This is a genomic window from Dolichospermum heterosporum TAC447, assembly GCF_024584745.1.
GTDB classification, from domain to species: domain Bacteria; phylum Cyanobacteriota; class Cyanobacteriia; order Cyanobacteriales; family Nostocaceae; genus Dolichospermum; species Dolichospermum heterosporum.
This window is the reverse complement of sequence record NZ_CP099464.1, coordinates 996,275-1,021,874: the sequence shown is the minus strand read 5'-3', so window position 1 is coordinate 1,021,874 and position 25,600 is coordinate 996,275. Positions and strand designations below refer to the sequence as shown.

18 protein-coding genes are annotated in these 25,600 nt (G+C 39.9%); 10 read left to right on the top strand and 8 right to left on the bottom strand.

Annotated elements, in window-relative coordinates; translation table 11 throughout:
* Positions 1-315: 315 nt before the first annotated feature.
* Positions 316-1,818 (top strand): phenylacetate--CoA ligase family protein, encoded by a 1,503-nt coding sequence (locus tag NG743_RS04600; RefSeq protein ID WP_257121596.1) that lies wholly within the window; start codon positions 316-318, stop codon positions 1,816-1,818.
* Between the two features lie 332 nt (positions 1,819-2,150).
* Here NG743_RS04600 and NG743_RS04595 read toward each other — a convergent pair whose 3' ends face one another.
* The 7 genes from NG743_RS04595 to hisIE all read right to left on the bottom strand — a co-directional run bounded on the left by NG743_RS04595 (position 2,151) and on the right by hisIE (position 9,462).
* Positions 2,151-3,083 carry a cobalamin-binding protein gene (locus NG743_RS04595; protein WP_027404655.1) on the bottom strand — a complete coding sequence of 311 codons (933 nt, stop codon included), beginning with the start codon at positions 3,081-3,083 and terminating at the stop codon, positions 2,151-2,153.
* 252 nt (positions 3,084-3,335) lie between these two features.
* The gene (locus NG743_RS04590) at positions 3,336-3,854 is read right to left on the bottom strand and encodes a hypothetical protein (protein WP_257121595.1); all 519 of its coding nucleotides are present in this window, start codon (positions 3,852-3,854) and stop codon (positions 3,336-3,338) included.
* Positions 3,844-4,053: a hypothetical protein gene (locus NG743_RS04585; RefSeq protein ID WP_257121594.1), complete on the bottom strand. Its 210-nt coding sequence runs from the start codon at positions 4,051-4,053 to the stop codon at positions 3,844-3,846. Before NG743_RS04585 ends, NG743_RS04590 begins: the two co-directional genes overlap by 11 nt.
* A 135-nt stretch (positions 4,054-4,188) precedes the next feature.
* Positions 4,189-7,167: an L-glutamate gamma-semialdehyde dehydrogenase gene (gene pruA / locus NG743_RS04580; protein WP_257121593.1), complete on the bottom strand. Its 2,979-nt coding sequence runs from the start codon at positions 7,165-7,167 to the stop codon at positions 4,189-4,191.
* 768 nt (positions 7,168-7,935) lie between these two features.
* Positions 7,936-8,193: a hypothetical protein gene (locus tag NG743_RS04575; RefSeq protein ID WP_257121592.1), complete on the bottom strand. Its 258-nt coding sequence runs from the start codon at positions 8,191-8,193 to the stop codon at positions 7,936-7,938.
* Between the two features lie 90 nt (positions 8,194-8,283).
* Complete coding sequence (locus NG743_RS04570; protein ID WP_027404660.1) at positions 8,284-8,586, bottom strand: hypothetical protein; 303 nt, start codon at positions 8,584-8,586, stop codon at positions 8,284-8,286.
* A gap of 225 nt (positions 8,587-8,811) precedes the next feature.
* The gene (gene hisIE / locus NG743_RS04565; protein ID WP_257121591.1) at positions 8,812-9,462 is read right to left on the bottom strand and encodes a bifunctional phosphoribosyl-AMP cyclohydrolase/phosphoribosyl-ATP diphosphatase HisIE; all 651 of its coding nucleotides are present in this window, start codon (positions 9,460-9,462) and stop codon (positions 8,812-8,814) included.
* Positions 9,463-9,599: 137 nt separating this feature from the next.
* Between hisIE and hemL the strand changes: the two genes are divergently transcribed.
* The 5 genes from hemL (at position 9,600) to tilS (ending at position 17,312) form a co-directional block, all read left to right on the top strand.
* Positions 9,600-10,898 carry a glutamate-1-semialdehyde 2,1-aminomutase gene (gene hemL, locus NG743_RS04560; RefSeq protein WP_027404662.1) on the top strand — a complete coding sequence of 433 codons (1,299 nt, stop codon included), beginning with the start codon at positions 9,600-9,602 and terminating at the stop codon, positions 10,896-10,898.
* 504 nt (positions 10,899-11,402) lie between these two features.
* Positions 11,403-13,010 carry a serine/threonine-protein kinase gene (locus NG743_RS04555; RefSeq protein WP_027404663.1) on the top strand — a complete coding sequence of 536 codons (1,608 nt, stop codon included), beginning with the start codon at positions 11,403-11,405 and terminating at the stop codon, positions 13,008-13,010.
* 648 nt (positions 13,011-13,658) lie between these two features.
* Complete coding sequence (locus NG743_RS04550; protein ID WP_257121590.1) at positions 13,659-14,876, top strand: ABC exporter membrane fusion protein; 1,218 nt, start codon at positions 13,659-13,661, stop codon at positions 14,874-14,876.
* Between the two features lie 105 nt (positions 14,877-14,981).
* Complete coding sequence (gene devC / locus NG743_RS04545; protein WP_257121589.1) at positions 14,982-16,157, top strand: ABC transporter permease DevC; 1,176 nt, start codon at positions 14,982-14,984, stop codon at positions 16,155-16,157.
* Positions 16,158-16,337: 180 nt separating this feature from the next.
* The gene (gene tilS, locus NG743_RS04540; RefSeq protein ID WP_027404666.1) at positions 16,338-17,312 is read left to right on the top strand and encodes a tRNA lysidine(34) synthetase TilS; all 975 of its coding nucleotides are present in this window, start codon (positions 16,338-16,340) and stop codon (positions 17,310-17,312) included.
* Positions 17,313-17,604: 292 nt separating this feature from the next.
* Here tilS and hmpF read toward each other — a convergent pair whose 3' ends face one another.
* Complete coding sequence (hmpF, locus tag NG743_RS04535) at positions 17,605-19,359, bottom strand: pilus motility taxis protein HmpF (protein WP_027404667.1); 1,755 nt, start codon at positions 19,357-19,359, stop codon at positions 17,605-17,607.
* A gap of 902 nt (positions 19,360-20,261) precedes the next feature.
* Here hmpF and NG743_RS04530 point away from each other — a divergent pair.
* From NG743_RS04530 to NG743_RS04515, 4 genes are all read left to right on the top strand, one after another.
* The gene (locus NG743_RS04530) at positions 20,262-21,485 is read left to right on the top strand and encodes a response regulator (RefSeq protein ID WP_027404668.1); all 1,224 of its coding nucleotides are present in this window, start codon (positions 20,262-20,264) and stop codon (positions 21,483-21,485) included.
* Between the two features lie 178 nt (positions 21,486-21,663).
* Positions 21,664-22,035 carry a response regulator transcription factor gene (locus NG743_RS04525; RefSeq protein WP_027404669.1) on the top strand — a complete coding sequence of 124 codons (372 nt, stop codon included), beginning with the start codon at positions 21,664-21,666 and terminating at the stop codon, positions 22,033-22,035.
* Between the two features lie 7 nt (positions 22,036-22,042).
* Entirely contained in the window at positions 22,043-22,576 is a 534-nt protein-coding gene (locus NG743_RS04520) for a chemotaxis protein CheW (protein ID WP_027404670.1), read from the top strand.
* 31 nt (positions 22,577-22,607) lie between these two features.
* Positions 22,608-25,505 carry a methyl-accepting chemotaxis protein gene (locus NG743_RS04515; RefSeq protein WP_027404671.1) on the top strand — a complete coding sequence of 966 codons (2,898 nt, stop codon included), beginning with the start codon at positions 22,608-22,610 and terminating at the stop codon, positions 25,503-25,505.
* The last annotated feature ends 95 nt before the right edge of the window (positions 25,506-25,600 follow it).

The window sequence follows — 25,600 nt, the reverse complement described above, 5'->3', positions numbered from 1 at the left end:
AAATATTTTTGTCCAATTACTTAAAAAACAGATTTCCTCTATCTGACGCACCCTACTCAATCAGTTATTCCCAAAGCCGAAAACGACGCAATTTCGTTTGTTGATATGGACGTTGCTGATTAAGAGTATGATTTTGTTTCACGCAGAGGCGCTCCAGTCGCAGAGAGTAAGAGGTTGAAATAATTGATTTTTCAATTTCATACCCTAATTCAGCAACGCCTTGACATGATGGTAAGTTTGTACAGTAGGTAAATCCCATAGGTTACTAAAAAGTTGCATTTATAGATAGAATTTTGAGAAAGAACAACCAGCTTTATGAAACCACAAATATCAACACCAAGGGCAATCTTAGGATTAGAAGATTTTATCTCAACTCCCTTAACAGACAAACTAAAACAGCACCTGAATATTGATAGCCAAGAAATAGCTTTGAGATTATTTCAAGATGTAGCTGCTAGTGTACCCGCTTATCAGGCATTTTTAGCAGAACGAGGCATAAATCCTCAAAATATTCAAACATTAGCAGATTTCCAAAACTTACCAAAAATTAATAAAGAAAATTATATTTCCCGTTATTCTTTGCCCCAATTGTGTAATAATGGAAAAGTAGGAAGCTGTGATATGATAGCCGCTTCCTCTGGCTCAACGGGTAAACCTACATTTTGGCCACGTTTCATCACCGACGAACTACAAATAGCCACCCGCTTTGAACAAATTTTTCACGATAGTTTTCACGCTGATACTAAACCCAGTTTAGCAGTAATTTGTTTTACCTTGGGAACTTGGGTGGGTGGAATGTTTACCACTAATTGCTGTCGTCATTTAGCCGCTAAAGGTTATCCAATTACCGTTATTACCCCAGGGAATAATAAAACAGAAATTTTGCGAATTGTCCAAGAATTAGGTAGTATTTTCGAGCAAGTTGTCTTATTAGGATATCCACCATTTCTCAAAGATGTGATTGATACGGGTATTGCCAATGGAATGCAGTGGGGACAATATCACATTAAATTAGTCATGGCAGGGGAAGTATTCAGTGAAGAATGGCGCAATTTAGTCGGAGAAAGAATAGGTTCGGAAAATCTCTATGATGATTTTGCTTCCATGTATGGAACAGCAGACGCGGGAGTTTTAGGGAATGAAACCCCTTTAAGTATTTGTATTCGGCGGTTTTTAGCAGCCACACCTGCCGCAGCTAAAGCATTATTTGGAGAATCCCGATTACCTACTTTAGTTCAATATGATCCTTGCAGTCGTTTTTTTGAAGTAGAAGATGGAAATTTATTATTTTCTGGGAATAATGGTGTGCCTTTAATTAGATATAGCATTTTTGATCAAGGTGGCTTAATTACCTACACAGAAATGCTAGAATTCTTAGCAGAATGGGGTTTTAATCCTATTACAGAATTAGAAAATCATCGCGGAATTCATCAATTACCTTTTGTCTATGTTTTTGGACGTTCTAACTTTACAGTTTCCTATTTTGGCGCAAATATTTATCCAGAAAATGTCACAGTCGGACTAGAACAACCAATCATTAGAGAATGGGTAACGGGTAAGTTTGTTATCCAGGTAAAAGAAGATGCCGATAAAAATCGCTTTTTATCTGTAGTAGTAGAATTAGCACCAGGAATTGAAAATCAAGAGGAAAAAAGATTATCTATTACTGCGGCTATTCTTGCCCAATTATTGCGTTTAAATAGTGAATTTGCGAATTATGTCCCTCTACAATATCAAACTCCTGTAGTAGAATTAAAACCCATTGGTGATACTGAATATTTTCCTATAGGTGTCAAACACAGATACAGCAGAAGTTAGTGTCAACTTAATGCTTGGCGAATGGAAAGATGCCTCCGGCTCCCGTCAGGGATACACTGCTAAGTAGTGAGACAGAATTAATTACACAATGTCATTGCCTTAGCACAGCGTGGCGTTAGCCATATAGAACGAAGTGAAATGAAGCAATTCCAAGGGTTGTGATTGCTTCCCTTCGCTCGCAATGACTGTAAATATTTTTGTCCAATTACTTATACAAACAAAGTCCGCCTGCGCGGACTAACGAAAAAATCAAGGATTTGAAACCCATGTAGGTTTTGCTTGTGTAGGCGCGGTTTCTAACCGCCCGTTTAACTTACCCCTGATGGCAATAATTACAAAATTTGCCAAGCACTACCCTTATAACCATAGTCAAAAATATCTGGGTGCAATATTTCTGCTAAAATTTCCACAGAATCTACTAATCGCGGACCAGGACGGTTAAAGTAAGCGTTACCGTCGGTAATAAATACTCTTCCTGTTTGAGCAGCGTGGAGTTTTTTCCATTCTGGACGTTGAGTTAATAATTCTGCTTCTTGCTGAGTTCGTTGCAAATCAAAGCCACAGGGCATGAAAATAATCACATCTGGATTACTATCTACTAATGTTTCCCATTTGACATGAGCAGCAGGTTTACCAGTGATGCTAAATAATGGTCTTCCTCCTGCTAAGTTAATTAATTCAGGAACCCAATTTGCAGCAGCCATCAAAGGATCAGTCCATTCAATGCACACGACTTTAGGCAGTTCGGCGGTGGAAAGTCCTTGTAGTCTACGCTTGCAAATTCTAACACGGGCTTCTAGATTCTCCAGTATTTCTACTGAATCTACACCAAATGCGTGGCTAACCCGTTCAATATCACCCCAAATATCCTGTAATGTGTTGGGTTGTAGAGAAATAATTTGTGGTGAACTGTGGGTAAGTTGGGCAACTGCCTTTTCTACCTCTGGTAAACTGACGGCGCAGACATCACATTGATCTTGAGTGATAATATGGGTAGGGTGCAGTTTCTCTAAAACATCCACTTTGATTTTGTAAATACCCAAAGCAGATTGTAATAGATTGTCGGCTTCTTTGTGAATAGAATGGCTATTAGCGTCACCATTCAAACGGGCTTGGGTACAAACTGGAAGATTGACGATTTCGGGAGGATAGTCACACTCATGCGATCGCCCTACCATAGCATCAAACAAGCCCAGTTTGGCCACAATTTCCGTAGCACTAGGAACTAAAGAAATAATTCTTATATCGTTACTTGTATCAATCATAGTCTCACCCCCCTGGGAATAGGAGTCAGGAGTCAAAAATAGAGAATGGTGTTAAGTTGTTTTTAACAGATATTTCTATCTTCATTTTTGCATATTTTTAGAGAGATGGTATCTATCTTAAGGATGTTACTATTTGGATTTTGCGCTAATACGAAAACAAAAGTGTTTGTTCTAAGCAGGATACGCAGTTATACATATTAATTAGTAGTTATAATTTGAAACGGAAATTGTATCTGAATCTAAATATCCAGACTAATAAGGTTCATGAATTGATTTACATTCCCAAAACATTCCCGGACCAACGGTTAAAATTTGCTCATTTGGCATCATTAATTCCCAATAAGCAAGTCCAGAATCATCTTCTAAATCTGGTTTTAAAATTAGTTCGTAACCACCCTCAAATGATAAAGTGAGTTTCATATCATGACTATTAGCAGGAATAATAAAATTAGTCAGTTTTTTGTTTTCCAAATACTGTAAAAACGTTTTAGCATATTTGGCAGCATCTTTATTATTTACGAACATAGATGAATGACCGAAAAGATTATCTCCTAGCATTAAATACCAAGGTGTTGCCCTAGTGCTAAGTTGCCAGCTTCCTTTACGTAAATGTGTTAATTTAGGATGATCATAGGCAGTCATTTTACCAAAATCTAACAGTAACTCATCACCATAACTAAATGTAATTTGATGGCAAGTTTCGCCAATAATTGGTTGAATAATTTGATTCAGATTTAGTATTGAATTAGCAAGAGATGTTTTAGGAGTCATAATTAATATCCTCTAAAAATTCTTTAGCTTTCTGACGAAGTTCTGGATAAGTAAAATCACCTCTATCGTTTAAAGTTCCTCCGTAACCATTTCTTTTTTCTTCCTCCAGAAATAAACCAAAAGTTTTCCTTAATGTCGGTGACATACGAAATTCTCTCGCAATTGCATCAATTTGTTTAATATCATCTTTTTTACCCATAAATATAGAGAAACCCTGATCTTACATTTTAACATCAAAATATCATAATTTGTCAGAATCAGGATTTCCAGGATTAACAGGATAAAAAGATCCCCGACTTCTTTGAGAAGTCGGGGATCTTTGTGTGTTATCAAGTTAGTCTGCACCCTCAATTGGGGCAAAACCTTGACGCTGGATGTTTTCTGTGATGTGGCGCGGTTCTAGGAATTGCAAGAGGTAGTCTGGTCCTCCTGCTTTTGAACCAACTCCAGAAAGTTTGAAACCGCCGAAAGGTTGACGGGAAACGATCGCTCCAGTAATATTTCGGTTAATGTATAAATTCCCCACTTCAAATTCCGCTTGTGCTTGTTCAATGTGGGAAGGTGTGCGAGAATAAAGACCACCGGTTAAAGCGTAGTTTGTGCCGTTAGCAACATCTATTGCTTCTTGAAAATCTTTCACCCGAATTACTGCTAAGACAGGTCCAAATATTTCCTGCTGGGCGATAACTCCATCTGCGGGTACTTCCGAAAAAATCACCGGACCGATAAAATAACCTTGGCTGGGTGCGGGTAATTCTAAGGCGACTTTTGCTTCTTGTTTACCTTTTTGAATATAATCCAAAATGCGATCGCGCGAAATAGCATCAATCACCGGACCAACTTGGGTACTGGGTAATTCCGTTTCTCCAATATTCAAAGATTTAGTTGCTTCTACCAACCTTTCCACAAAAGCATCATAAATAGGTTCAAGCACAATCACCCGTGAACAAGCAGAACATTTTTGTCCACTATAACCAAAAGCCGATTGGACAACGCCGACAACAGCCTGGTCTAAATCAGCACTTTCATCTACAATAATGCCATTCTTGCCACCCATCTCCGCAATTACTTTCTTGAGGTGCTTTTGACCAGGTTTGAGAATTGCAGCTTCTGCGTAAATTCTACAACCTACTTCCTGAGAACCAGTAAAAGCAATCACATGAGTATCAGGATGATTAACCAAATAAGCGCCTACCTGCGAACCCTTACCAGGAACGTATTGAAAAACACCTTTAGGGATTCCAGCTTCTATGAGTATTTCCGTCAACTTTGCAGTAATCACAGAAGAAGTTTCTGCCGGTTTGAGTAAAGTACAATTTCCTGAAACCAAAGCCGCAACAGTCATACCGCAAGCAATAGCCAAAGGAAAATTCCAGGGAGAAATCACAACAGCGATACCTTTCGGCTGGTAAATATAACGATTGGTTTCCCCAACCACATCATAAATTACACCCTTATCCAACCGTTCCATTTCCGCAGCATAATAAAGACAAAAATCAATAGCTTCCGAAACCTCCGCGTCAGCTTCCTTAACAGGTTTTCCCACCTCCAAAACTATCCAAGCCGAAAGTTCAGCGCGTCGTTCCTCCATTAACTCCCCAGCCTTCCGCAAAATATCCGCGCGTTGCTTAACCGGAGTTTTCTTCCAAGCCGGAAAAGCAGCCTTAGCAAACTTCATTGCTTCCTCAGCCTGTTCAACACTCAGCAAACCCACCTTACCAACAACCTGACTAAAATTAGAAGGATTAAGAGAATCAACAAAAGTTGCAGTATTCACATATTCCCCATTTAGCAAAGGTAAATAAGTTTTTCCCAACTGCTGACGCACATTTGCAAAAGCCAAACTCGACCTCCGCCTTCTCTCCTCCCCCGCAAAATCAGTATCCGCAACACCAAAAAAACCTCCTTCCTCCTCTTGGCGACTCTGCGCCTCTGCGTGAGACATAATTGGGGCTGCTAACAACTCCTCAACCGGACGATTTTCCAGATTTTGCCGTAAAAACGAACTATTCGCCGTATTTTCCAACAACCGCCGAATCAAATAAGCCATTCCTGGTAACAAGTCACCGTAGGGACAATAAACCCGCACGCGATAACCTTTATCTACCAAAGCCTTAGCGATTTTATCACCCATGCCGTACAGAACTTGCATTTCAAAACGACGACGGGGAACATTGAGATTTTCCGCAATTGCTATGGCGCGAGATTGCGATCGCACATTATGACTACCTATGGCAGAATAGACATACTGATGATTTTCTAGCAATAGCTGAGTTATCGCCTCAAAATTGGCATCGGTAGCGACTTTATCATTATAAACCGGTTGTGGCCAGTGTTTTTGAGCCGATTTGATGGTTTCTTGATCCCAATACGCACCTTTAACTAGACGAATGGTGAGAGGATAACCCCGTTGTTTTAACCAAGCAATAATATCTCTAGCGTCTTGTTCACTATCCCGCAGATATGCTTGTATTGTCATCCCAATATCGGTACGTTGACGAAATTCCTCTTCTAGTAATAGCTTTTTGAGAATATTGAACGTGATATCTTTATAGGCGTATTGTTCCATATCAAAATGGACTGCTGCACCTAGCTCTTGAGCGCGACGAAGTAAAGTCCGAATATGATTGCTGACTCGTGCTTCACTACCTTGGGCATCCAAAGGATCAAATTGGGAATAAAACGCCGTTAATTTCACAGAAACCTGGACTTTGGGGATATTTTCGCCGTCAGCTTCATCAATAGCCGGAATTTTCCCCCAATTTTTGGATGCTTCCACCAAATGCTGCATCAATTCTAGGTATCTTTCTAAATAAGATTGCGCTTCTAATTCAGTAATTACCGCTTCACCGAGGAGGTCAATGGTGAAAGCCATTTTGTCTTTTCGCAGTCTCTCAACGGTTTTGATGACTTGCTTGATATTTTCCCCGGAAATATATTTATGTGCTAAAGTTTCTACCGCAGTTCCCACTGTTGTCGCGGCTACCTGTGCGGGCATAGAATCAGGGTTAGCAAAGTTTAAGATTCCTTTCAAAGCTGCGGGTAATTCTACGGAATCATCTCCCAAATATTCTTGCAAATGGGAGGCAATTTCTGATTTACTATGTAAAGCGGGCAAGGTATCTATGAACCGAAATAATTGTACTCGTAAACCTGGATTACTCATAGCCCAATCGAGCAATTTATCATCCCAACGCATTTGATCCCGTAAAGCAGCCAAAAATGAGCGATTTTCCTGGGTAGCAGCTAGAACCTGTTTAGCGATTTCTTGGGTTTTCGCTTCGTAAGTGTTGTTTTCTACTTGTAATACCATAAATTTTTTAGTTGTCAGTTGTTTCCAAACGAAATTTTTCTGGAGTAATGTTGAATGATTGCGTAATAACAAACTATGGTGTTACTTGTAACTTAGTAAACACCATTTTGTAAACCTTCCTAGTAATTTTGAATGTGATTTTATTGAATATTTGGAAAAATTGGACTTTAGCAACTTTGGGGATAGGGATAGTTTGTTTGACAGGTGGTACAAAAAAGCCGACAAATGCACAATAAGAAAGATGGCGGAAAGAAGTAAGCGCTGCTGCAAGCAATTCGCAATGCGGAAATTCTAGCAGATAAAACTAAGAAAAACCCACAGCAGCAATGGAATTTAGTTATTCATTGTGAAACAGCAGATCATAAATCAGATACCTTGAGTTGGTCGGAGTTGCTTAAATTAGCTACAACTAATGTTAATACAATTATATTTAGGGCTTGCTGAATAAGTTGTCTGCGAGGGTAGGGAACTCTTAACTTTTAACTGGGAACAGTTTTAACTGTCTGGATATCCTCATGACTAAACAGCTTGTTTCATAGGGGATAGAGCGTGAAAGCCACGTTGAAAAAAGAGGTGCTTATTGCCATCATTGAGGTGACAGGTTTAACTGGTACTTTAGGACTCAATAACTTTACAACTACCTTGGTGTAGCTTCTGGTATCCTTTAGGCAAACCACGTTGTAGAGACGTTTCATGAAAAATCTCTACATCAGCATTAAACCATCCTGTAATTGATGAGATATGTAAGGGTAAAGCAGTGCTAAACCCCTAGTATATATCTAAGTTCAGGAGTATGGCTAACGCCACGCTATCAGGGGGTATGGGCGCAGGCCATTCAGGAGTATGGCTAACGCCACGCAACAACCGCACCATAAAAGTACCTGTACCTGTAAAGGGGTCTAAAATATGAACACCTTCATCAGTTAAACCCACACCAAACTCTTGTTTTAAAGCAAAATCAGCACTTTTAATAATAAAATCTACCACTTCCACAGGAGTATAAACAATACCCAATCTTTCTACCAACCTGGGAAAAGCCGCACGGAAAAATTTATCATATAATTCAATAATTATCCGCTGTTTTCCTTCCGCATTATCAATACCACTAGCACGTTCTCACACACTGTGATAAAACTTTTCTAAAGTCTTCACTTCCCTCTGCAAAGATTGACTTTCTAACACATCTAACATTCTTTGCATCGTGTGAGAAACAGGATTATATTTAGTAAATTCGTAACCTTCAAACAAAGCATCAAAAACAGGTTTAGTAATTAAATGTTGGGATAACATTTCAATAGCTTCATCTTGAGTTACATTAGGATTAATATTTTGATGTAATCCTGTGATAAACTCATCAAATACTTTTTTCGCTTCCGATTGTAAGGGTGAATGGCCATTCGCCCCTACCGCTAAATTCATCTAAGATTGTATTAATGGTTATTTTTAGGTTTTCTATTTTGTCTGAATCAGGATTAAAGGATTTTTAGGATTGTGATTTGTGGATTGTTGGTGAATTTTGTAATTCATTTTTTGTCTGAATCAGGATTTTCAGATTTCATTCTATCCAACCTACAATTTTAATTATCATCCTGTACATCCTGTAATCCTGGTTATCCTGATTCTGACAGTTATTAATAAATGAGCCTATTTCCTTCTTTCTTGTAACTTGCGATAAACTGCTTTTAAATCAACCTGATGATGAGCCAAAGCTACAAGAGTATGATAGAATAAATCAGCAACTTCGCCAGCGATCGCATCAGCATCATCATCTTTACAAGCCATAACTACCTCGGCGCTTTCCTCACCAATCTTTTTCAAAATCTTATTATCACCACCAGCCAATAACTTACAGGTATAAGAATCTTCATTGGGGCGATCGCGGCGATCGCAGATTACTGCAAACAACTGTGATAAACTATCCCCAGGTGGTGCTGTCACCGTGCCATCAACTTGATGAAAACAACTGCGTTCCCCCGTATGACAAGCAATATCACCCAATTGCTCTACCCCTATCAAAAGAGCATCACTATCACAGTCATAACGAATAGTTTGTACCTTTTGAATATGTCCAGAAGTCGCGCCCTTATGCCAAAATTCCTGTCGAGAACGACTCCAAAACCAAGTTTCCCCAGTATCCAAAGTCTTTTGTAACGATTCCTGATTCATCCAAGCCATCATCAGCACCGTACCATCTAAATAATCTTGGACAATTGTCGGCACTAAACCCTTGTCATCGTAGCGAATTTTATCCACAGGGATAGCAGATTGGAAAGATAGCAGTTGGGAAGAAGACATACCAGTTAATTTACAATAATTATTTGACTCAAGATACCATTTTCAGCTAATCCCATACCAGAGAAATTCACAAGTAACTTTTCACCCTATTCTAAGATAGAAGCTCAATTTTAATCACCACCTCATAGGAGATACCCTTGGTCAATACCTCAATTAAAACCACAAAATCACAAGAAATCTTTGCTGCTGCTCAAAACCTTATGCCCGGAGGAGTCAGTTCTCCTGTTCGCGCTTTTAAATCCGTCGGGGGACAACCCATCGTATTTGATCATGTCAATGGCGCTTATATTTGGGACGTAGACGGCAACAAATACATTGACTATGTTGGCACTTGGGGACCAGCCATTTGTGGTCATGCTCATCCAGAAGTAATATCCGCACTACACACAGCCCTAGATAAAGGCACAAGTTTTGGCGCTCCCTGCGTCCTCGAAAACGTTTTAGCCGAAATGGTCATTGATGCTGTTCCTAGCGTCGAAATGGTCAGATTCGTCAACTCTGGAACAGAAGCTTGTATGGCGGTATTACGCCTAATGCGAGCCTTTACAAATCGAGAAAAAGTTATCAAATTTGAAGGCTGCTATCACGGACACGCAGATATGTTCCTGGTTAAAGCCGGTTCTGGTGTCGCTACCCTGGGTTTACCCGACTCACCAGGAGTACCCAAATCCGTCACCGCCAGCACCTTAACCGCGCCTTTCAATGATTTGGAAGCCGTAAAAGCTCTATTTGAACAAAACCCCCAGGAAATCGCCGGTGTGATTCTTGAACCCGTAGTTGGTAACGCGGGCTTTATTACCCCTGATGCTGGTTTTCTGGAAGGACTACGGGAACTTACCCAAGAGCATGGTGCATTACTGGTATTTGATGAAGTGATGACAGGCTTCCGCATTGCCTACGGTGGCGCACAAGCCAAATTTGGTGTTATCCCCGACTTAACCACAATGGGTAAAGTCATTGGTGGTGGTTTACCAGTCGGTGCTTACGGTGGTCGTCGTGAGATTATGTCTATGATTGCCCCCGCAGGACCAGTTTATCAAGCTGGGACTCTTTCTGGTAATCCTTTAGCCATGACAGCGGGAATTAAAACCCTGGAACTCCTCGGTAAAACCGGTACTTATGAGTATTTAGAAAAAATTACTAAACAGTTAACTGATGGATTGCTAAAAATCTGCTCAGATACAGGTCATGCTGCCTGTGGTGGTCATATTAGTGCCATGTTTGGGCTATTCTTCACCGCAGGTCCTGTACATAACTATGAAGATGCCAAAAAGGCGGATACAGGTAAATTTGGTCGTTTCCATCGCGGAATGTTAGAGCATGGTATTTATCTAGCCCCATCTCAATTTGAGGCTGGTTTTACTTCTTTAGCACATACTTCCGAAGATATTGAACAGACATTAGCTGCTGCTAAAGAGGTGCTGTCTAGTCTGTAAATGGGTAATGGGTAATGGGTAATAAATTCCTTGCTTCCTGTTGCCTATTACCTGCCTAAGAGGAGGTTTTAAAAGTTTTTAATGTATAAACTAACCCCTTTCCAAACCTCTCCAGTATTAAATGTTATTCCTTTTGTTATTCCTTTTCCCTCTCCTCTTAGGAGAGGGTTAGGGAGGGGTGCGGGGAGAGGCTTTGAAACCCCCCTTCCAACTAAAAAAAGTTTTTTCCTTTTCCCTCTCCTTTTAGGAGAGGGCTAGGGAGAGGTAGGGAAGGGGGGTTAGGTTTCTAGGGATTATCGGTTTCATCTAATACTTTTCAAACAACCTCTAAGCCTATTAATTCATAAATCAAATCTGATTGCTATAGAATTGTCCACAGGGCTTTAGGGAATCAAAAAATAAATTCCCGCTTCAATAACCTGGCGTAAATTTGAATTTGCTCTCCATAATGTAATAAGAGCATCATTATTCCCCTGAAGCTGTTACGCAGCGAGTTTACATTGCATGAGCTATTGCGTAAATCCCACCTGTTCCCATCCTATAAATTCAGCATCTAGTCTAATATGTCAGGCTTGTGGCTCGAAATTACTGTTGCGCGATCGCTTTTGCGTAGTTAAACCCATCGGTAAAGGTGGTTTTGGAGCAACATTTTTAGCAGTAGAGCAAAATCTACCTGGCAAACCACCTTGTGTAATTAAACAATTACGTCCAGCAAGTACAACTCCGTACATATTAAAAATGGCACGGGAGTTATTCTCCAGAGAAGCAGAAACTCTCGGTAAAATCGGTAATCATCCCCAAATACCCAGACTACTGGACTATTTTGAAGATAACAATCAATTTTACTTAGTGCAAGAATATGTGAGCGGTTTGACTCTCCAACAAGAAGTGACAAAAAATGGAGTTTATAGTGAAACCGCAGTCAGACAATTTTTAAGTGAAATCATGCCCCTGCTCCAATATATCCACGAGCAACAGGTAATTCATCGTGATATTAAGCCAGCTAACTTAATTCGTCGTTCTCAAGATGCCAGATTCGTACTAATTGATTTTGGCGCTGTCAAAAATAAAGTTAGCCAAGTCATAACCAATGAATCCGAACAATCAGCCTTAACAGCCTACGCAATTGGTACTGCTGGTTTTGCACCTCCCGAACAAATGGCTATGCGTCCAGTTTATGCCAGTGATATCTATGCAGTAGGAGTAACTTGTGTTTATTTATTAACTGGGAAAATTCCTAAAGACTTAGAATACAATCCCACCACAGGGGAAATGATGTGGGAACATCTGGTACAAGCCAGTGACCATTTTATTAAGGTCTTGAGAAAAATGTTGGACGTATCCGTCCGCAATCGCTATCAAGCCGCACAAGACGTACTTACAGCTTTAGACATGGAGCCATATTTAGATAGTTTAGCCCAAGGCTTACTCTCTAAACCCTCTGGGCCTACTCAGAATCATTCCTCAAATGCTGGGAATGATTCTATTAGTTATGCTCGTGGTAACAATGATAATGTTGCGAAATTAGCGGCATCTATTCGAGCCAGAAAAGATAAGACACCAGCACCAGCAGACACAGAATGGAAACAGGGACGCAATCAGGGACGCAATCAGGGTAGAGAATTGGCATCTAAATCAGCCGCTAGAGGTGTGAATAACGCTGATGATCCATTCTCTGTGCGGAAATTAGATTCCCCAGGTCTTCTAGCAGCTTATGAAAAAGGAAGACGGGATTTTGCGGGCTATAATTTTATCCGGTTGAGTGTATCTAGTGCTAACTTATCAGGAAGTAATTTCCATGCTGCTCAATTTCAGAAACCTAATTTTCAAGCAGCTAATCTTCACAATACTGACTTTGGGAGGGCAAGTTTACAACAAGCAAATTTCAAAGATGCGGATTTAAGCAAGGCTTATTTTAGTAATGCTAATTTAGAAGGTGCAGACCTTAGAGGTGCAAACCTAAGTCAAGCTTATCTAACTCAAGCTAATCTGCGGGGAGCTAATTTGTCCGGCGCTAATCTCACTGGCGCTAAGGTGACTGATGAACAATTGGCTGTAGCTAAAATGAATTGGTTAACGGTACGTCCGAATGGTAAACGCGGTTTATTTTAACTAAATGATCTAAATTCAAAGCCAAACAGCAAGCCAGTTTTACTCCTGACTCCTGCTGTATAAGTATCCATATTTCTATCTCATTTTGTCTAAAATAAGTACGTAAGCAAAATTAATTATATAAAAAATTTGGATTTAATGTAGGGGTAGCGCCCCCGTGCCTACCCCCGTATTTCGTGCAATCACAGGGGGTTGGACACCTACAAAATTGATTGGTTTAGGAATTTTAAAATGTTCAATTAATTTTGTACACGTATATCAGTAATTGGACAAAAATATTTACAGTCATTGCGAGGGAAGGGAAGCAATCACAACCATTGGAATTGCTTCATTTCACTTCGTTCCATATGGCTAACGCCACGCTACGCTAACGCAATGACATTGTGTAATTAATTCTGTCTCACTACATATACTAATTTTACGAAAACTGTCATCTGTTAACCATCTGACTTTCTATTCTGGGATATTATCTCTAAATGTTCGTTTCTGTCAAAGATTTAGAATTGATTTGTCATTTATAATCCAATAAATTGACTAAATTACCTCGTTGAGTATAGGAACTACATTTTAAGATTTTCTAGGATTTCGTTTTCTACCAGATATTTTTCATTAACTAATTTTGAAACAGCACTGAAAAGGTATGCAGTTGTGCAAAACCACAAGCTAAAAGGTTCATTATCTTCTCAGTTTACTCTCCGATTAGCGATAGCGAAGCGCTCCGCAGGAATCGCTATTGCCATGCTGGCATCTTTATCTATGGCTAGTATTAGTGTTTTTATTGTCCTCAAATTTCGGGATATAGATAATCAAAAACCAGCCAATCCTGTGGTAGCCGTACCAGAGATAAAAACCGTCACAGCACTGGGTAGAATTGAACCAGAAGGGGAAGTGATTAAATTATCAGCAGCGATATCTGGAGAAGGAAGTCGAGTTGAGAAGATATTAGTCAAAGAGGGGGATATGGTAAAAACAGGACAGGTAATTGCTATTTTAGATAATAGCGATCGCTTACAGGCAGAATTAACTGAAGCCAAAGCAGAAGTAAACATAATTAAAGCTAAAATTGCCCAAATTCAAGCAGGTGCTAAACCTGGAGAAATTACCGCCCAAAAAGCCATCATTGACAGATTAGCAGCCGAAAGTCAAGGTGATATTGATACTCAAAAAGCAACTTTAGAAAAATTGCAATCTGAATTACTCAATGCTGAAGCCGAAAATCACCGTTATCAAGAATTATATACAGCAGGGGCAATTTCCGCATCTCAAAGAGATAGTAAAAACTTGAATGTGGAAACTGCTAAAAAAAGTCTTCAAGCCGCACAGTCACAGTTAAAAAAGCTACAATTAAGTAGTCAACAAAAAATCAAAGAAGCTTCCGCAACCCTAAATCAAATTTCTGAAGTTAGGAAGGTAGATGTACAAGCAGCAATAGCCGAATTAAATCGAGCAGATGCAGTAGTAAAAAAAGCCACTATCAATCTTCAAAAAGCCTATGTCAAATCTCCTCAAAATGGACAAGTATTTGAAATCTACACTCACCCAGGAGAATTAATTTCTAATAATGGCATTGCTGACATTGGTAAAACCAGTCAGATGTATGTAGTTGCTGAAGTTTACGAAAGTGATATTACAAAAATTATTCAAGGAAAACAGGCGCGGATAGTTAGCGATACTTTTTCTCAAGAATTACAAGGAAAAGTAGAACAAATCGGCTTACAAGTAAGAAAGCAAAACCTCACCAATACAGATCCTTCCAGCAATATTGATAACAGAATAATAAAAGTCCACATCCGACTAAACAAAGCTTCTGGCCACCAAGCAGCTAAATTTACCAATATGCAAGTTAAAGCAATTATTAGTCTTTAGTGATTGATGATTGGTAATTACTTAACATGATTCTTTCTTATTTCTTTCTTATTTCTTACTTCCTTCTTCTTTCTCCTGACTCCTGACTCCTGACTCCTCCTTCCTATGATTAGTATTTTTCAAAAATTGTGCCGACGAACTCCTTTGGGTTGGTTACAACTTACCCATGAAAAAAGCCGTTTATTGGTAGCAGTATCTGGTATTGCCTTTGCCGATGTTCTTATGTTTATGCAGTCAGGGTTTCAAACTGCTTTATATGATAGTAATACTAGATTACATCGGAGTTTACAAGCTGATATTATTCTCATTAGTCCCCAAGCCCGTAGCTTACAAAGTATGTCTATTTTTTCTCGTAGACGACTTTATCAAGCAATGGATGTACCAGGGGTAAAATCGGCTGAAGCTATGTATTGTAACCATATTATTTGGAAAAATCCCCAAACACGATTAGAAACAGGAGTATTAATTATTGGCATCAATCCAGATCAACCAGCTTTTGATTTACCAGAAATTAATCAACAATTACCAAAAATTAAATTACCAAATACAGTCTTATTTGATCGGGCAGCCAGAGGAGAATATCAACAAGCAATTAAGCAAATTCAACAAGGTAAAACTGTCACAACTGAAATTAATGGTAATACAATTACTATTGGTGGCTTATTTAAACTTGGTGCTTCTTTTGCGGCAGATGGTAGCTTAATTACCAGTGCCAATAACTTTTCCCAAATCTTTGCCAGACAGCCTACAAGTAGCGTGAATATCGGTTTAGTTAAAATCAAACCAGGTTATAAAACCGATCAAGTTATTGCCCAATTAAAAGCTTATTTAAAAGATGATGTCAAGGTTCTTACTCATCAAGAATTTATTGAATTTGAAAATAATTTTTGGAGTAGTAATTCTCCCATTGGGTTTATTTTCAACCTCGGTGTATCAATGGGATTTGTCGTAGGAATAATTATTGTTTACCAAGTTCTTTCCACCGATGTTAATGCCCACTTACGAGAATATGCAACTTTCAAAGCCATAGGATATCGTCATAATTATTTACTAACTATAGTTTTTGAAGAAGCTTTAATTTTAGCCGCTTTGGGATTTTTTCCAGGGGTAGCCGTATCTTTAGGACTTTACCAACTAACCCGAACAGCAACAAATTTGCCCATGTATATGACAATAATTCGTGGTATACAAGTCCTACTTTTAACTATAATTATGTGTGCTATTTCTGGGGCGATCGCTACTAGCAAACTCCAATCTGCTGATCCTGCGGATATGTTTTAATTCGATTTAAATAAAACAACATCTTTGAGTTGTATTATTCTATCCCAGTTACGTAATTGCGACAATTTACTATGTCTTAAGAGTCATAAAGAATAATTGATGTTAAATTACTGTAGAATAGTTGCAAAATCACAGGTTCGATAGAACTAAATTTCAGGTGATGAAATATTAAAAACTCTCATGACATGGACTCCCCTCCACGCCCAAATACATCGTACTATCCACACCCGTAATCTGTTTTCACGCAACAACAGGCTATTAGTTGCAGTATCCGGTGGACAAGATTCTCTATGTTTAATTAAATTACTATTAGACTTACAACCCAAATGGGAATGGAACATAGCCATAGCCCATTGTGATCATTGTTGGCGCGAAGACTCCCAAGCCAACGCCCGCCACGTCGCCAATTTAGCAAAAACTTGGCACACACCCTTCTATTTAGAAACAGCTAATCAACCCGTCAAAAGTGAAGCCACAGCCAGAAATTGGCGATATCAAGCCTTAACAAAAATTGCCCAATGTTATAACTATCAATATATTATTACCGGACATACTGCCAGCGATCGCGCCGAAACCTTACTATACAATTTAATTCGTGGTACTGGCACAGACGGTTTGCAAGCATTAACTTGGCAACGCCCACTCACCGAAAATATTATCCTAATCCGTCCACTCCTAGAAATCACCCGTTCCCAAACAGAACAGTTCTGCCAAAAATTTCATCTGCCAATATGGGAAGACTCCACCAATCAAAACCTCAAGCATCCCCGTAACCGCATTCGTCAACAACTAATTCCATATCTCAGAGAAAATTTCAATCCCCAAGTAGAAGCAAACCTAGCCCAAACAGCAGAACTACTTCAAGCAGACGTAGAATTTCTCGAACAAACAGCCCTTCAGTGGCGGCTAGAAGCCTCAGCAGATGGTGATCAAGACAATTTACAAATAAACAGGCGAATATTACAAAAAGCACCCCTAGCAGTCCAACGTCGAGTCATGCGTCAGATCCTCCAAGAAATACTTCCCCATGCACCCAACTTTGAACACATTGACAAACTCACAGCCCTAATCACAGCCCCCAATCGCTCCCAAACAGATCCTTTCCCCGGTGGTTTGACAGCCATAGTCCAAGGTGACTGGATTACCCTCAATTAATCATCATAAGTAATTGGACAAAAATATTTACAGTCATTGCGAGGGAAGGGAAGCAATCACAACCCTTGGAATTGCTTGATTTCACTTCGTTCCATATGGCTAACGCCACGCTGCGCTAACGCAATGACATTGTGTAATTAATTCTGTCTCACTACTTACTATACAAACAAAGTCCATCCAGGTGGACTAACAAAAAATTAAGCTGTTCCAACCCACGAAGGTGGGTTTTGCCCGTGTAGCCGCGACTTCCAGTCGCCAAGACAAGTAATAAATTAGACTTTTCAAACACCCTCTAAGAAACCAACACCTCTGGTAGATTTATAAAACTCTCAATCACCTGACGCAGATCAAAAACAACCTGAAGCTGAGAATCACCAAATGCTTGCACTTGAGTTAAAGATTCACAAATCTTTTTTAACTGCTCCTGTAACCTATCAAGCTCATCCTGAATAGGTTGCAAAGCTTCCTGATAAAGATTCACTCTCCCCCAACATTCAGCAGTTGCAGTCCGTAAGTTCAGTAATTGCTCCTGAATAGAATCAACTTCCTGACGCTTTACTTCTACCTCCTGAGTTTGATGATCAATAGCCCCTTGATCTGCTGCAATAGTAGCAAGCATCAAAGCTATATCACTTTCTAGCTTCTCAATTTCCGCAGATTTTCGCTGTTTCTCGGCTGCAAATTGGGAAACCAGTAATTCTAAATCACTAGATTCCCCCTTAATCTCCACCGAAATCCCTTGTCTTTGCCACAATACCACTTGATTCCGCTGGAGAGTTTTTTGTTGTCCAATCAAATTGCGTCTTTGTCCCACCAAACTCTCGTTCAGCATCTGATAAAGATCCTGTTCATCCGCTAATTCTAACTCTAAATTTACTAGTTCTTCCCCAGTGGCATGAACAATTTTTTGTTGAAGTTCTTCTATAAGTTCTTGCTTGTATTCAAGCTCCTGCTCCTGTTCCTGCACAAAATTAGAATCCCTATCTAACTTCTCCTGCCAATCTTGCACCATTTTCTCCAATTCTTTCAGAGGCATTTGTTGCAAAGCCGTCACATCAACTTCCGGTTTAGCTACCTCAGCAACAGTCTTAGTCGCCAAAAGATGCAGCTTTTGGTAAAATTCCTCCTCAGTTTCTAAATACTGTTTGAGTATGGAAGTTAATTCCTGTTTACTATTAACTATTGTTATTTGTGATTGTAACTGGGTGATTTCTTGTGCTAGAGAACCCTGTGCCTGTTGCAATTCATTTTGGCGATCGCCCAAAGTTTGCACCAGTTCCTCTCCCTCACTTTGCTGCTGATTAGCCGTATGACGTTGGATATCCAACTTTTGCCAATGCAAGTTCAAAACATCCTGCTGCTTATTGGCAAATTCAAAAGCGCAATTAAGACTTTCCTTTACTATATTAATAGGAGCAGATGTAACAGATAAACGATTAAGCAAATCACTTAGCTTTTGACCACGCTCATTATCTACAGATTGAGACTGCTGAAGATTTAATCTGATCTCCTCTAAACAGCGTTGCTCAACGCGCAGATGTTCCCAAGCACCTTCTAAATCCTGGCGATTACGTTCAACTTCTGCCTGTAACCGCTCAATTTCCGTCCGAGATGTATTAATTAAGTGTTGCTGCGTATCTATCCGCTTAGAATCATCCTCCAGTTTTTGTACCTCGTCCCACCGGGATTCCATTTCTATTTCCCGACGATTCAGTTCCTGAATTTGTAGCTTCAGCGACTGTTTCCACTGGTCAATTTCCTCCTCCTTAAATTTAAACTTTTCCACCTGTCGGGAAAAATTTTGCAAAATATTCACCAATGGACGACCAGCATCTTGAATCCGCTGTACTTGACGATTTGGACTCAAATCCACCAGTACCAATGCACCATCATTCAATTTACTTGCTTCATCAGTAACAATCATTTCGTCCGGGACTGGACTCCAATTTTGATCAGCACGTTGACAAGCGATCAATTTTAGTTCGCTTTTGCCACCGCCACTAAGTAAGCCACCTTTCTGTTTTTGTACTTCTGCTAAATACAGCACACCGTCAATCCTTTTGATGTACTTTGTGTCCGTGTTCTAGGATATACCGTAGATGATTCTGTCAACTTGGTTTTGTTCAACATTAGTCTAGCAGCACAAGGAAGATAAAACTATTTTCTTAGATGTCATATATATTAATACCTGCTGATACTTAATTAAAATTATTCTTATTAACCCCCCGATTATAAGTAGGTTAGCATTGAATATCGTCGTTATGGCAAGGCAAGAGGCAAAAGGGTTTGGGCGATTTTACTTTTCTTTACACAGATTGGTTTTATTGTGTTCACCTACTTATATTCTCAACCAATAGTCTGAGAGGTTGTTTGAAAAGTATTAGATGAAACCGATAATCTCCAGAAACCTAACCCCCCTTCCCTACCTAACTCTCTCCTCAGAGGCTATCACACACAAGTTAGATTACCCCCCTCAATCCCCCCAAAGCATCGGGGAGGGTTAGGGTGGGGTAATTTGAGGAATAATGGTGATTCGATAACTTGTGTGTACACCGTAGCCGTCTGGCTTTTGACCTAATTTTTGTCCCTCATTTGAGTGGATACCGATATATTACAACATTGAACTATGGGAGACATCATGAGAACATATAGAACTCCTATTTGATCTTAGGACTTACCCATTACCCACCCTCAATTAGTTTTAGTAAGTATTGTTACTTTATACTACTTAATATTATTCAGAGATCATGGACAGTCAAAATCAGAAAGCAAAGAGTAAGCTGTAAGAGAAGCCTATCAAGAAATTTATGAGACTCAGAAATTTTATTTATTAATTTAGACTGAGTGTAATCTATAGAAATAAACATTGTGCTGTTGCGAGGTATGAACCAGCTACTCAAAATCCCTCAAGTAATAACACTGGAACATCAAGGAGTGCTTTGTAGCTAAATGCAGGGAAACTTAAATGAGATTGATATTTGCAGTATTCTCCAACTAATTGAGTTAGGGCAACGGACTGGACAATTATGGGTAGAAGCCCGCACATCATATCCAAGTCACCAACTCAGTGGAGAAGAAACCTTCAAAAATCGGCAAGGAGGAGAAAATACACCACAATCATGGTTTGTATTTTTTCTCAACGGTCAAATCGTCTATTGCCAAGCAGATGACAGTAGCTTATCGCGGATTGACGATTACCTGCGCTATTACCGAGTCGAACAGCCGCTTGAATCTAAACAACTGGCATCTCTAGCAGTCACTAATTCTCCAGAATATGCTTATATTTGGGCGCTTTTGGAGCAAAATATAATCACTCCGAAAATTGCTCGGACAATCATTTATGGCTTAGTCCAAGAAACTTTATTTGATCTGTTGAGCTTGCACCAAGGCAGTTTCATCTTTGAATTAGGGACAGCAATAGTACCACAATTAACCACCTTAGAAATTGCTCCATTAGTTGCCAAAATCACCAAACAAGTGCAAGAATGGAAGCAATTATACCCACATATTCAATCTACAGAACAATTACCCATTTTAGCCGATATGGCTAAATTAAGTGCCTCCTTACCAGAAGATACAGTCAAAAAATTACATAAATGGGCTGATGGAAAAACTTCTCTACGCCAACTAGCTCGTTATCTCAACCGTGATATTTTAACTTTAGCAAAAGCTATATATCCTTATGTGCAAGAAGGTTGGCTACAACTAGTATATTCAGACACATACAAACTGAGTAAAGAAAAACAAAACCTAGAAACAAAAAAACATAAAGGGCGGGTAGTATGTATTGAAGATACATTAGTGATTTGTGAGACGATAGAGTCTATTCTAAAATTGCAAGGTTATGAAGTGATTTCCATCACTCATCCCTTACAAGCTTTGAGTCTCCTCTTTCAACTCCAGCCAGATCTAATTCTCTGCGATATTGCCATGCCAGTATTAGATGGTTACGAGATTTGTGCCATGCTACGGCACTCCACATTATTTCGGTCTGTGCCAATTATTATGCTGACTAGCAAAGACGGATTTATTGATCGCGTTCGTGCCAGCATGGTAGGGGCAACTGATTATCTGACTAAGCCCTTTACAGATCAAGAATTACTCATGCTGGTAAAACAATATCTCAACTTAGATCATTGTCCAAGTATGCAAATAGGAGATAAGACTTGTTGATTGAGGACAAGATAGGGTAGAAGATGTGATCACAGGCATAAAATTTAGTTGTTTAACTCTCTTCCATACAAAGTAAAGTGGAGAAATAATAGACTTAATTTATACAGTTAATCTTTGCCATCACCGCAAATTATTTTCCTCGACGGGAAATCTAAATCAGGAGGCTAAATAGACATTTATGAGTACAATTCTCATTGTTGAAGACAGTATTGCCCAGAGGGAGATGATTACAGACCTACTGAAAGCTAGTGGCTTAAAAGTTACTCATGCCAGCGATGGTGCAGAAGCTTTAGAAGCAATTCAAACCACACCTCCCGATTTGGTGGTTTTGGATATTGTCATGCCCCGCATGAACGGCTATGAACTCTGCCGACGATTAAAATCTGATCCTAAAACCCAAAATGTTCCTGTTGTCATGTGTTCTTCTAAAGGTGAAGAATTTGATCGCTATTGGGGAATGAAACAAGGGGCAGATGCTTATATAGCAAAACCTTTCCAACCAACTGAATTGGTAGGAACAGTTAAACAACTCCTGCGAGGACAAGGATGAAAATAATATGGTTAGTAAACCAGATTTTTTAAGTGGTACAGGGCAAGATCAATTTCGTCCCGAATTACAACTAGAAAGTCCTGAAGGTGAGTTGCATTTGCGGTTTTATCTGCCCTCACGTCAGGAGTTTGCCCTGCAAGCCACGGGAATTCGGGAAGTAATTGAACTTAGTCCTGATCAGATTACACCAATTCCTAACACATCGCCCTTACTATTAGGTACGCTAAACTTACGGGGGCGCTTGATTTGGGTGGCTGATTTGGGTCAATTTCTGGGGGAAACAACGCCATTAAACACGGATTGCTCAGAAATTCCAGTCATTGCCATTGAAGATCAGGATACGATAGTAGGCTTAGGGGTAGAAGAAATTTGTGGGATGGACTGGCTTGACGTACAGTATCTAATGCCACAAAATAACGTACCAGATGCGATGGCTCCGTTTCTGCGTGGAGAATGGTTATTTGATACAGAAAAAGAAAAAAAATATTTGCGACTACTGGATCAAATAGCAATTTTGCGAAGTGCGCGGTGGGCAGGGTGAAATTAGTCGGAATTCAATTGGGAGGGAGGAAATGGAAGCACGTATAAATTCTCAAGACATAACTTATGATAGAGCTAGAACAGCCTATGAGCAGCAAGATTATGAATTAGCTGCGATAGTGATTAATCAGTTGATGCAGAATTCACCAGATGACCCTGATGCACATTTGCTAAAGGGACACATCTACTATATGTTGCAAGAATATGATGTAGCTAGGAGTGAGTATCAAATAGTATTGCGTCTAACAGATGATCAAGAAAGTGTTAGTCTTGTTCATAATTGTCTAGCAACTATAGATGAGTTTACACAGTCCTTTGGTGATGATGAATCTCTGTCTCAGGGGACAACTGAAGTATCTTTAGATTCAGGAGTTATGGGGAATTGGCATGGTAGCAACCTGGAAATGAACTCCTTTGAAGAATACGAATCACCCCTAGATATTCAAGAACATAATCCGTTTAGTGATCCAGATAGTCTAGAATTTGATAGCGATTCATTGGATACTGCCACAACTGATAATCCCTTTGGCTTATCTAGTGAATATCTCGCGGATAATCCGATATCAGATCAATTAGAATTATCACCTTTTTGGCAAGAAGGAATTTCTGCCGATCATAATCATGGGGATATTAATAACAATCTAGCTAATGGCAGTTCAGTCATGAGTAATGGTGAGGAGAGCTATTCACCTTTTGCAGAAACTAAATTATCGGTTGATGATGATTCTGAAAATCAGACTGAGCTATTCATGGGGGAAGATGAAGATATAGATAAATTGATGGATGATAATTCTCCAGACTTAACCACTAGTGTAAAAAATACATATTTGGAGATTAATGAACAGGCTGTCAACAACGATAATAATATAGGAAATAATTGGCAAAATAGCCAGGAAGAGGACTTTTCTCTCAGTAGCCAAGATAGTTTACTGCATAATATATCTGGGGAATCTGCACCTAGATCACAGACCCAACTCAATCAGCAATCAGGATCATTTATCACCGATTCTGTGCCACCACAACGGCAGTTTAATTTCAACTCCTCATCAGGAAAAAATAATTTTGATGATGATAGCTTTGATTTAGATGCGTTTGAATCGGCTTTTGGGTCAGAGGCTGAAGTAGATTCGGGGAGTGAAACCTTTGTTTCCACTCAAGATACAAGTAATATCTCTAGTGGAAATATTCGCAAGAACAATATAGATTTTCTCAACGACTTTGATGAATTTGATGATCTCGGTGATATCCCCGGATTTGAACTCACGGAAGATGATAGTTTTGATGATAGGCGAATGCTGTCAGAATCCCTGGATACTCAGGGAAATTCCCAATCTCAATTTGTGAATAACTCATTCGCTAATGAAAGAGGGGATACCTATCAGGATCTCAGTCATCGTGATGAAGAACTATTCACAATTACAGGCGCTCAGGAAGCAGTTCGGATATTTACCCAATCAGACGTTGCGAGGACAGAACCAATTGTCACCTCAGAACAAGGGCTATTTGGACCTTTTGAAAATGCTTCCTTAGACCATAAACAATGGTGGATAGCTGGCAGCGTCGGTTTGGTATCAATGTTGGGTGTAGCTCTGGTTAGTGCTTTGGCAATTTCCATTTCACCGGCTCAACAACGGGAATCCGTGAGAAATACAGGGTTGTTAATGGCTTTGGCGGCGGGAGCTACAGGTGCAGCTACTGCCGGGTTTATGGGGAATCTCACGCTTAAACAAATTCGCCGGACTACGAAGGACTTACAAGCTCAGTTTGATTCTGTGCGTCAAGGTAATTTGAATGTGGAAGCTACTGTTTATTCACAAGATGAATTAGGCTACTTGGCTACTGGCTTTAATGATATGGCTAGGGTAATTTTCACAACTACCAATGAGGCGCAACGTAAAGCCATTGAAATGGAAGAAGCAAAGGAAAACCTTCAACGTCAGGTAATTCGCCTTCTGGATGACGTAGAAGGAGCAGCTAGGGGAGATTTGACGGTTCAAGCTGAAGTCACAGCCGACGTACTGGGAGCGGTAGCTGATGCCTTTAACCTGACAATTCAAAACCTGCGGGATATTGTCCAACAGGTGAAAGTGGCGGCACGGGATGTAACTCAAGGTTCAACTAATTCAGAAACCTTTGCGAGAGCTTTATCTGGGGATGCTTTGCGACAGGCAGAAGAGTTGGCTGTGACGTTGAATTCTGTACAGGTAATGACATATTCCATTCAACGGGTAGCAGAGGCAGCCAGGGAAGCGGAAACTGTAGCCCGTGATGCTAGTAAAATTGCTCAGAAAGGGGGCGAAGCGGTAGAAAATACGGTGGCAGGGATTTTGGAAATTCGGGAAACTGTGGCAGAAACTACTCGCAAAGTGAAACGTTTGGCGGAATCTTCCCAGGAAATTAACTCTATTGTTGCCATAGTTTCACAGATTGCTTCTCGAACTAATTTATTGGCTCTTAATGCCAGTATTGAAGCGGCGAGAGCAGGAGAAGCGGGTCGAGGATTCGCTATTGTCGCTGATGAAGTGCGACAGTTGGCTGATCGATCTGCGAAGTCTTTAAAAGAAATTGAGCAAATCGTGATGCAAATTCAGAGTGAAACTAGCTCAGTGATGACAGCTATGGAGGAAGGGACACAACAGGTAATTCATCAGACTAAATTAGCAGAAGAAGCCAAGCGATCGCTAGATAATATCATCCAGGTAGCCGATCACATTGATATTTTGGTACGATCAATTACCAGTGATACCGTAGAACAAACGGAAACCTCCCGTGCTGTCGCCCAAGTCATGCAATCTGTGGAATTAACGGCGCAAGAAACCTCTCAAGAAGCACAGCGAGTTTCTGGAGCTTTGCAACACTTAGTGGGAGTATCCCGCGATTTAATTGCCTCCGTGGAACGCTTCCGAGTGGAAACTATCGAATCTAGGTAAGAGGCAAAAGTCAAAAGGCAAAAGGAACAATTAATGTCTACCTCTGTGCCTAGTACAACACGGTGTAAATAAACCAACCATTCTAAATCGTTAAA

Bases quoted from the DNA above. Each gene is read 5' to 3' on its own strand.
- NG743_RS04600 (WP_257121596.1), top strand. From the start codon at position 316: ATGAAACCACAAATATCAACACCAAGGGCAATCTTAGGATTAGAAGAT.
- NG743_RS04595 (WP_027404655.1), bottom strand. From the start codon at position 3,083: ATGATTGATACAAGTAACGATATAAGAATTATTTCTTTAGTTCCTAGT.
- NG743_RS04590 (WP_257121595.1), bottom strand. From the start codon at position 3,854: ATGACTCCTAAAACATCTCTTGCTAATTCAATACTAAATCTGAATCAA.
- NG743_RS04585 (WP_257121594.1), bottom strand. From the start codon at position 4,053: ATGGGTAAAAAAGATGATATTAAACAAATTGATGCAATTGCGAGAGAA.
- pruA (WP_257121593.1), bottom strand. From the start codon at position 7,167: ATGGTATTACAAGTAGAAAACAACACTTACGAAGCGAAAACCCAAGAA.
- NG743_RS04570 (WP_027404660.1), bottom strand. From the start codon at position 8,586: ATGAATTTAGCGGTAGGGGCGAATGGCCATTCACCCTTACAATCGGAA.
- hisIE (WP_257121591.1), bottom strand. From the start codon at position 9,462: ATGTCTTCTTCCCAACTGCTATCTTTCCAATCTGCTATCCCTGTGGAT.
- NG743_RS04555 (WP_027404663.1), top strand. From the start codon at position 11,403: ATGAGCTATTGCGTAAATCCCACCTGTTCCCATCCTATAAATTCAGCA.
- devC (WP_257121589.1), top strand. From the start codon at position 14,982: ATGATTAGTATTTTTCAAAAATTGTGCCGACGAACTCCTTTGGGTTGG.
- tilS (WP_027404666.1), top strand. From the start codon at position 16,338: ATGACATGGACTCCCCTCCACGCCCAAATACATCGTACTATCCACACC.
- NG743_RS04530 (WP_027404668.1), top strand. From the start codon at position 20,262: ATGCAGGGAAACTTAAATGAGATTGATATTTGCAGTATTCTCCAACTA.
- NG743_RS04525 (WP_027404669.1), top strand. From the start codon at position 21,664: ATGAGTACAATTCTCATTGTTGAAGACAGTATTGCCCAGAGGGAGATG.
- NG743_RS04520 (WP_027404670.1), top strand. From the start codon at position 22,043: ATGGTTAGTAAACCAGATTTTTTAAGTGGTACAGGGCAAGATCAATTT.
- NG743_RS04515 (WP_027404671.1), top strand. From the start codon at position 22,608: ATGGAAGCACGTATAAATTCTCAAGACATAACTTATGATAGAGCTAGA.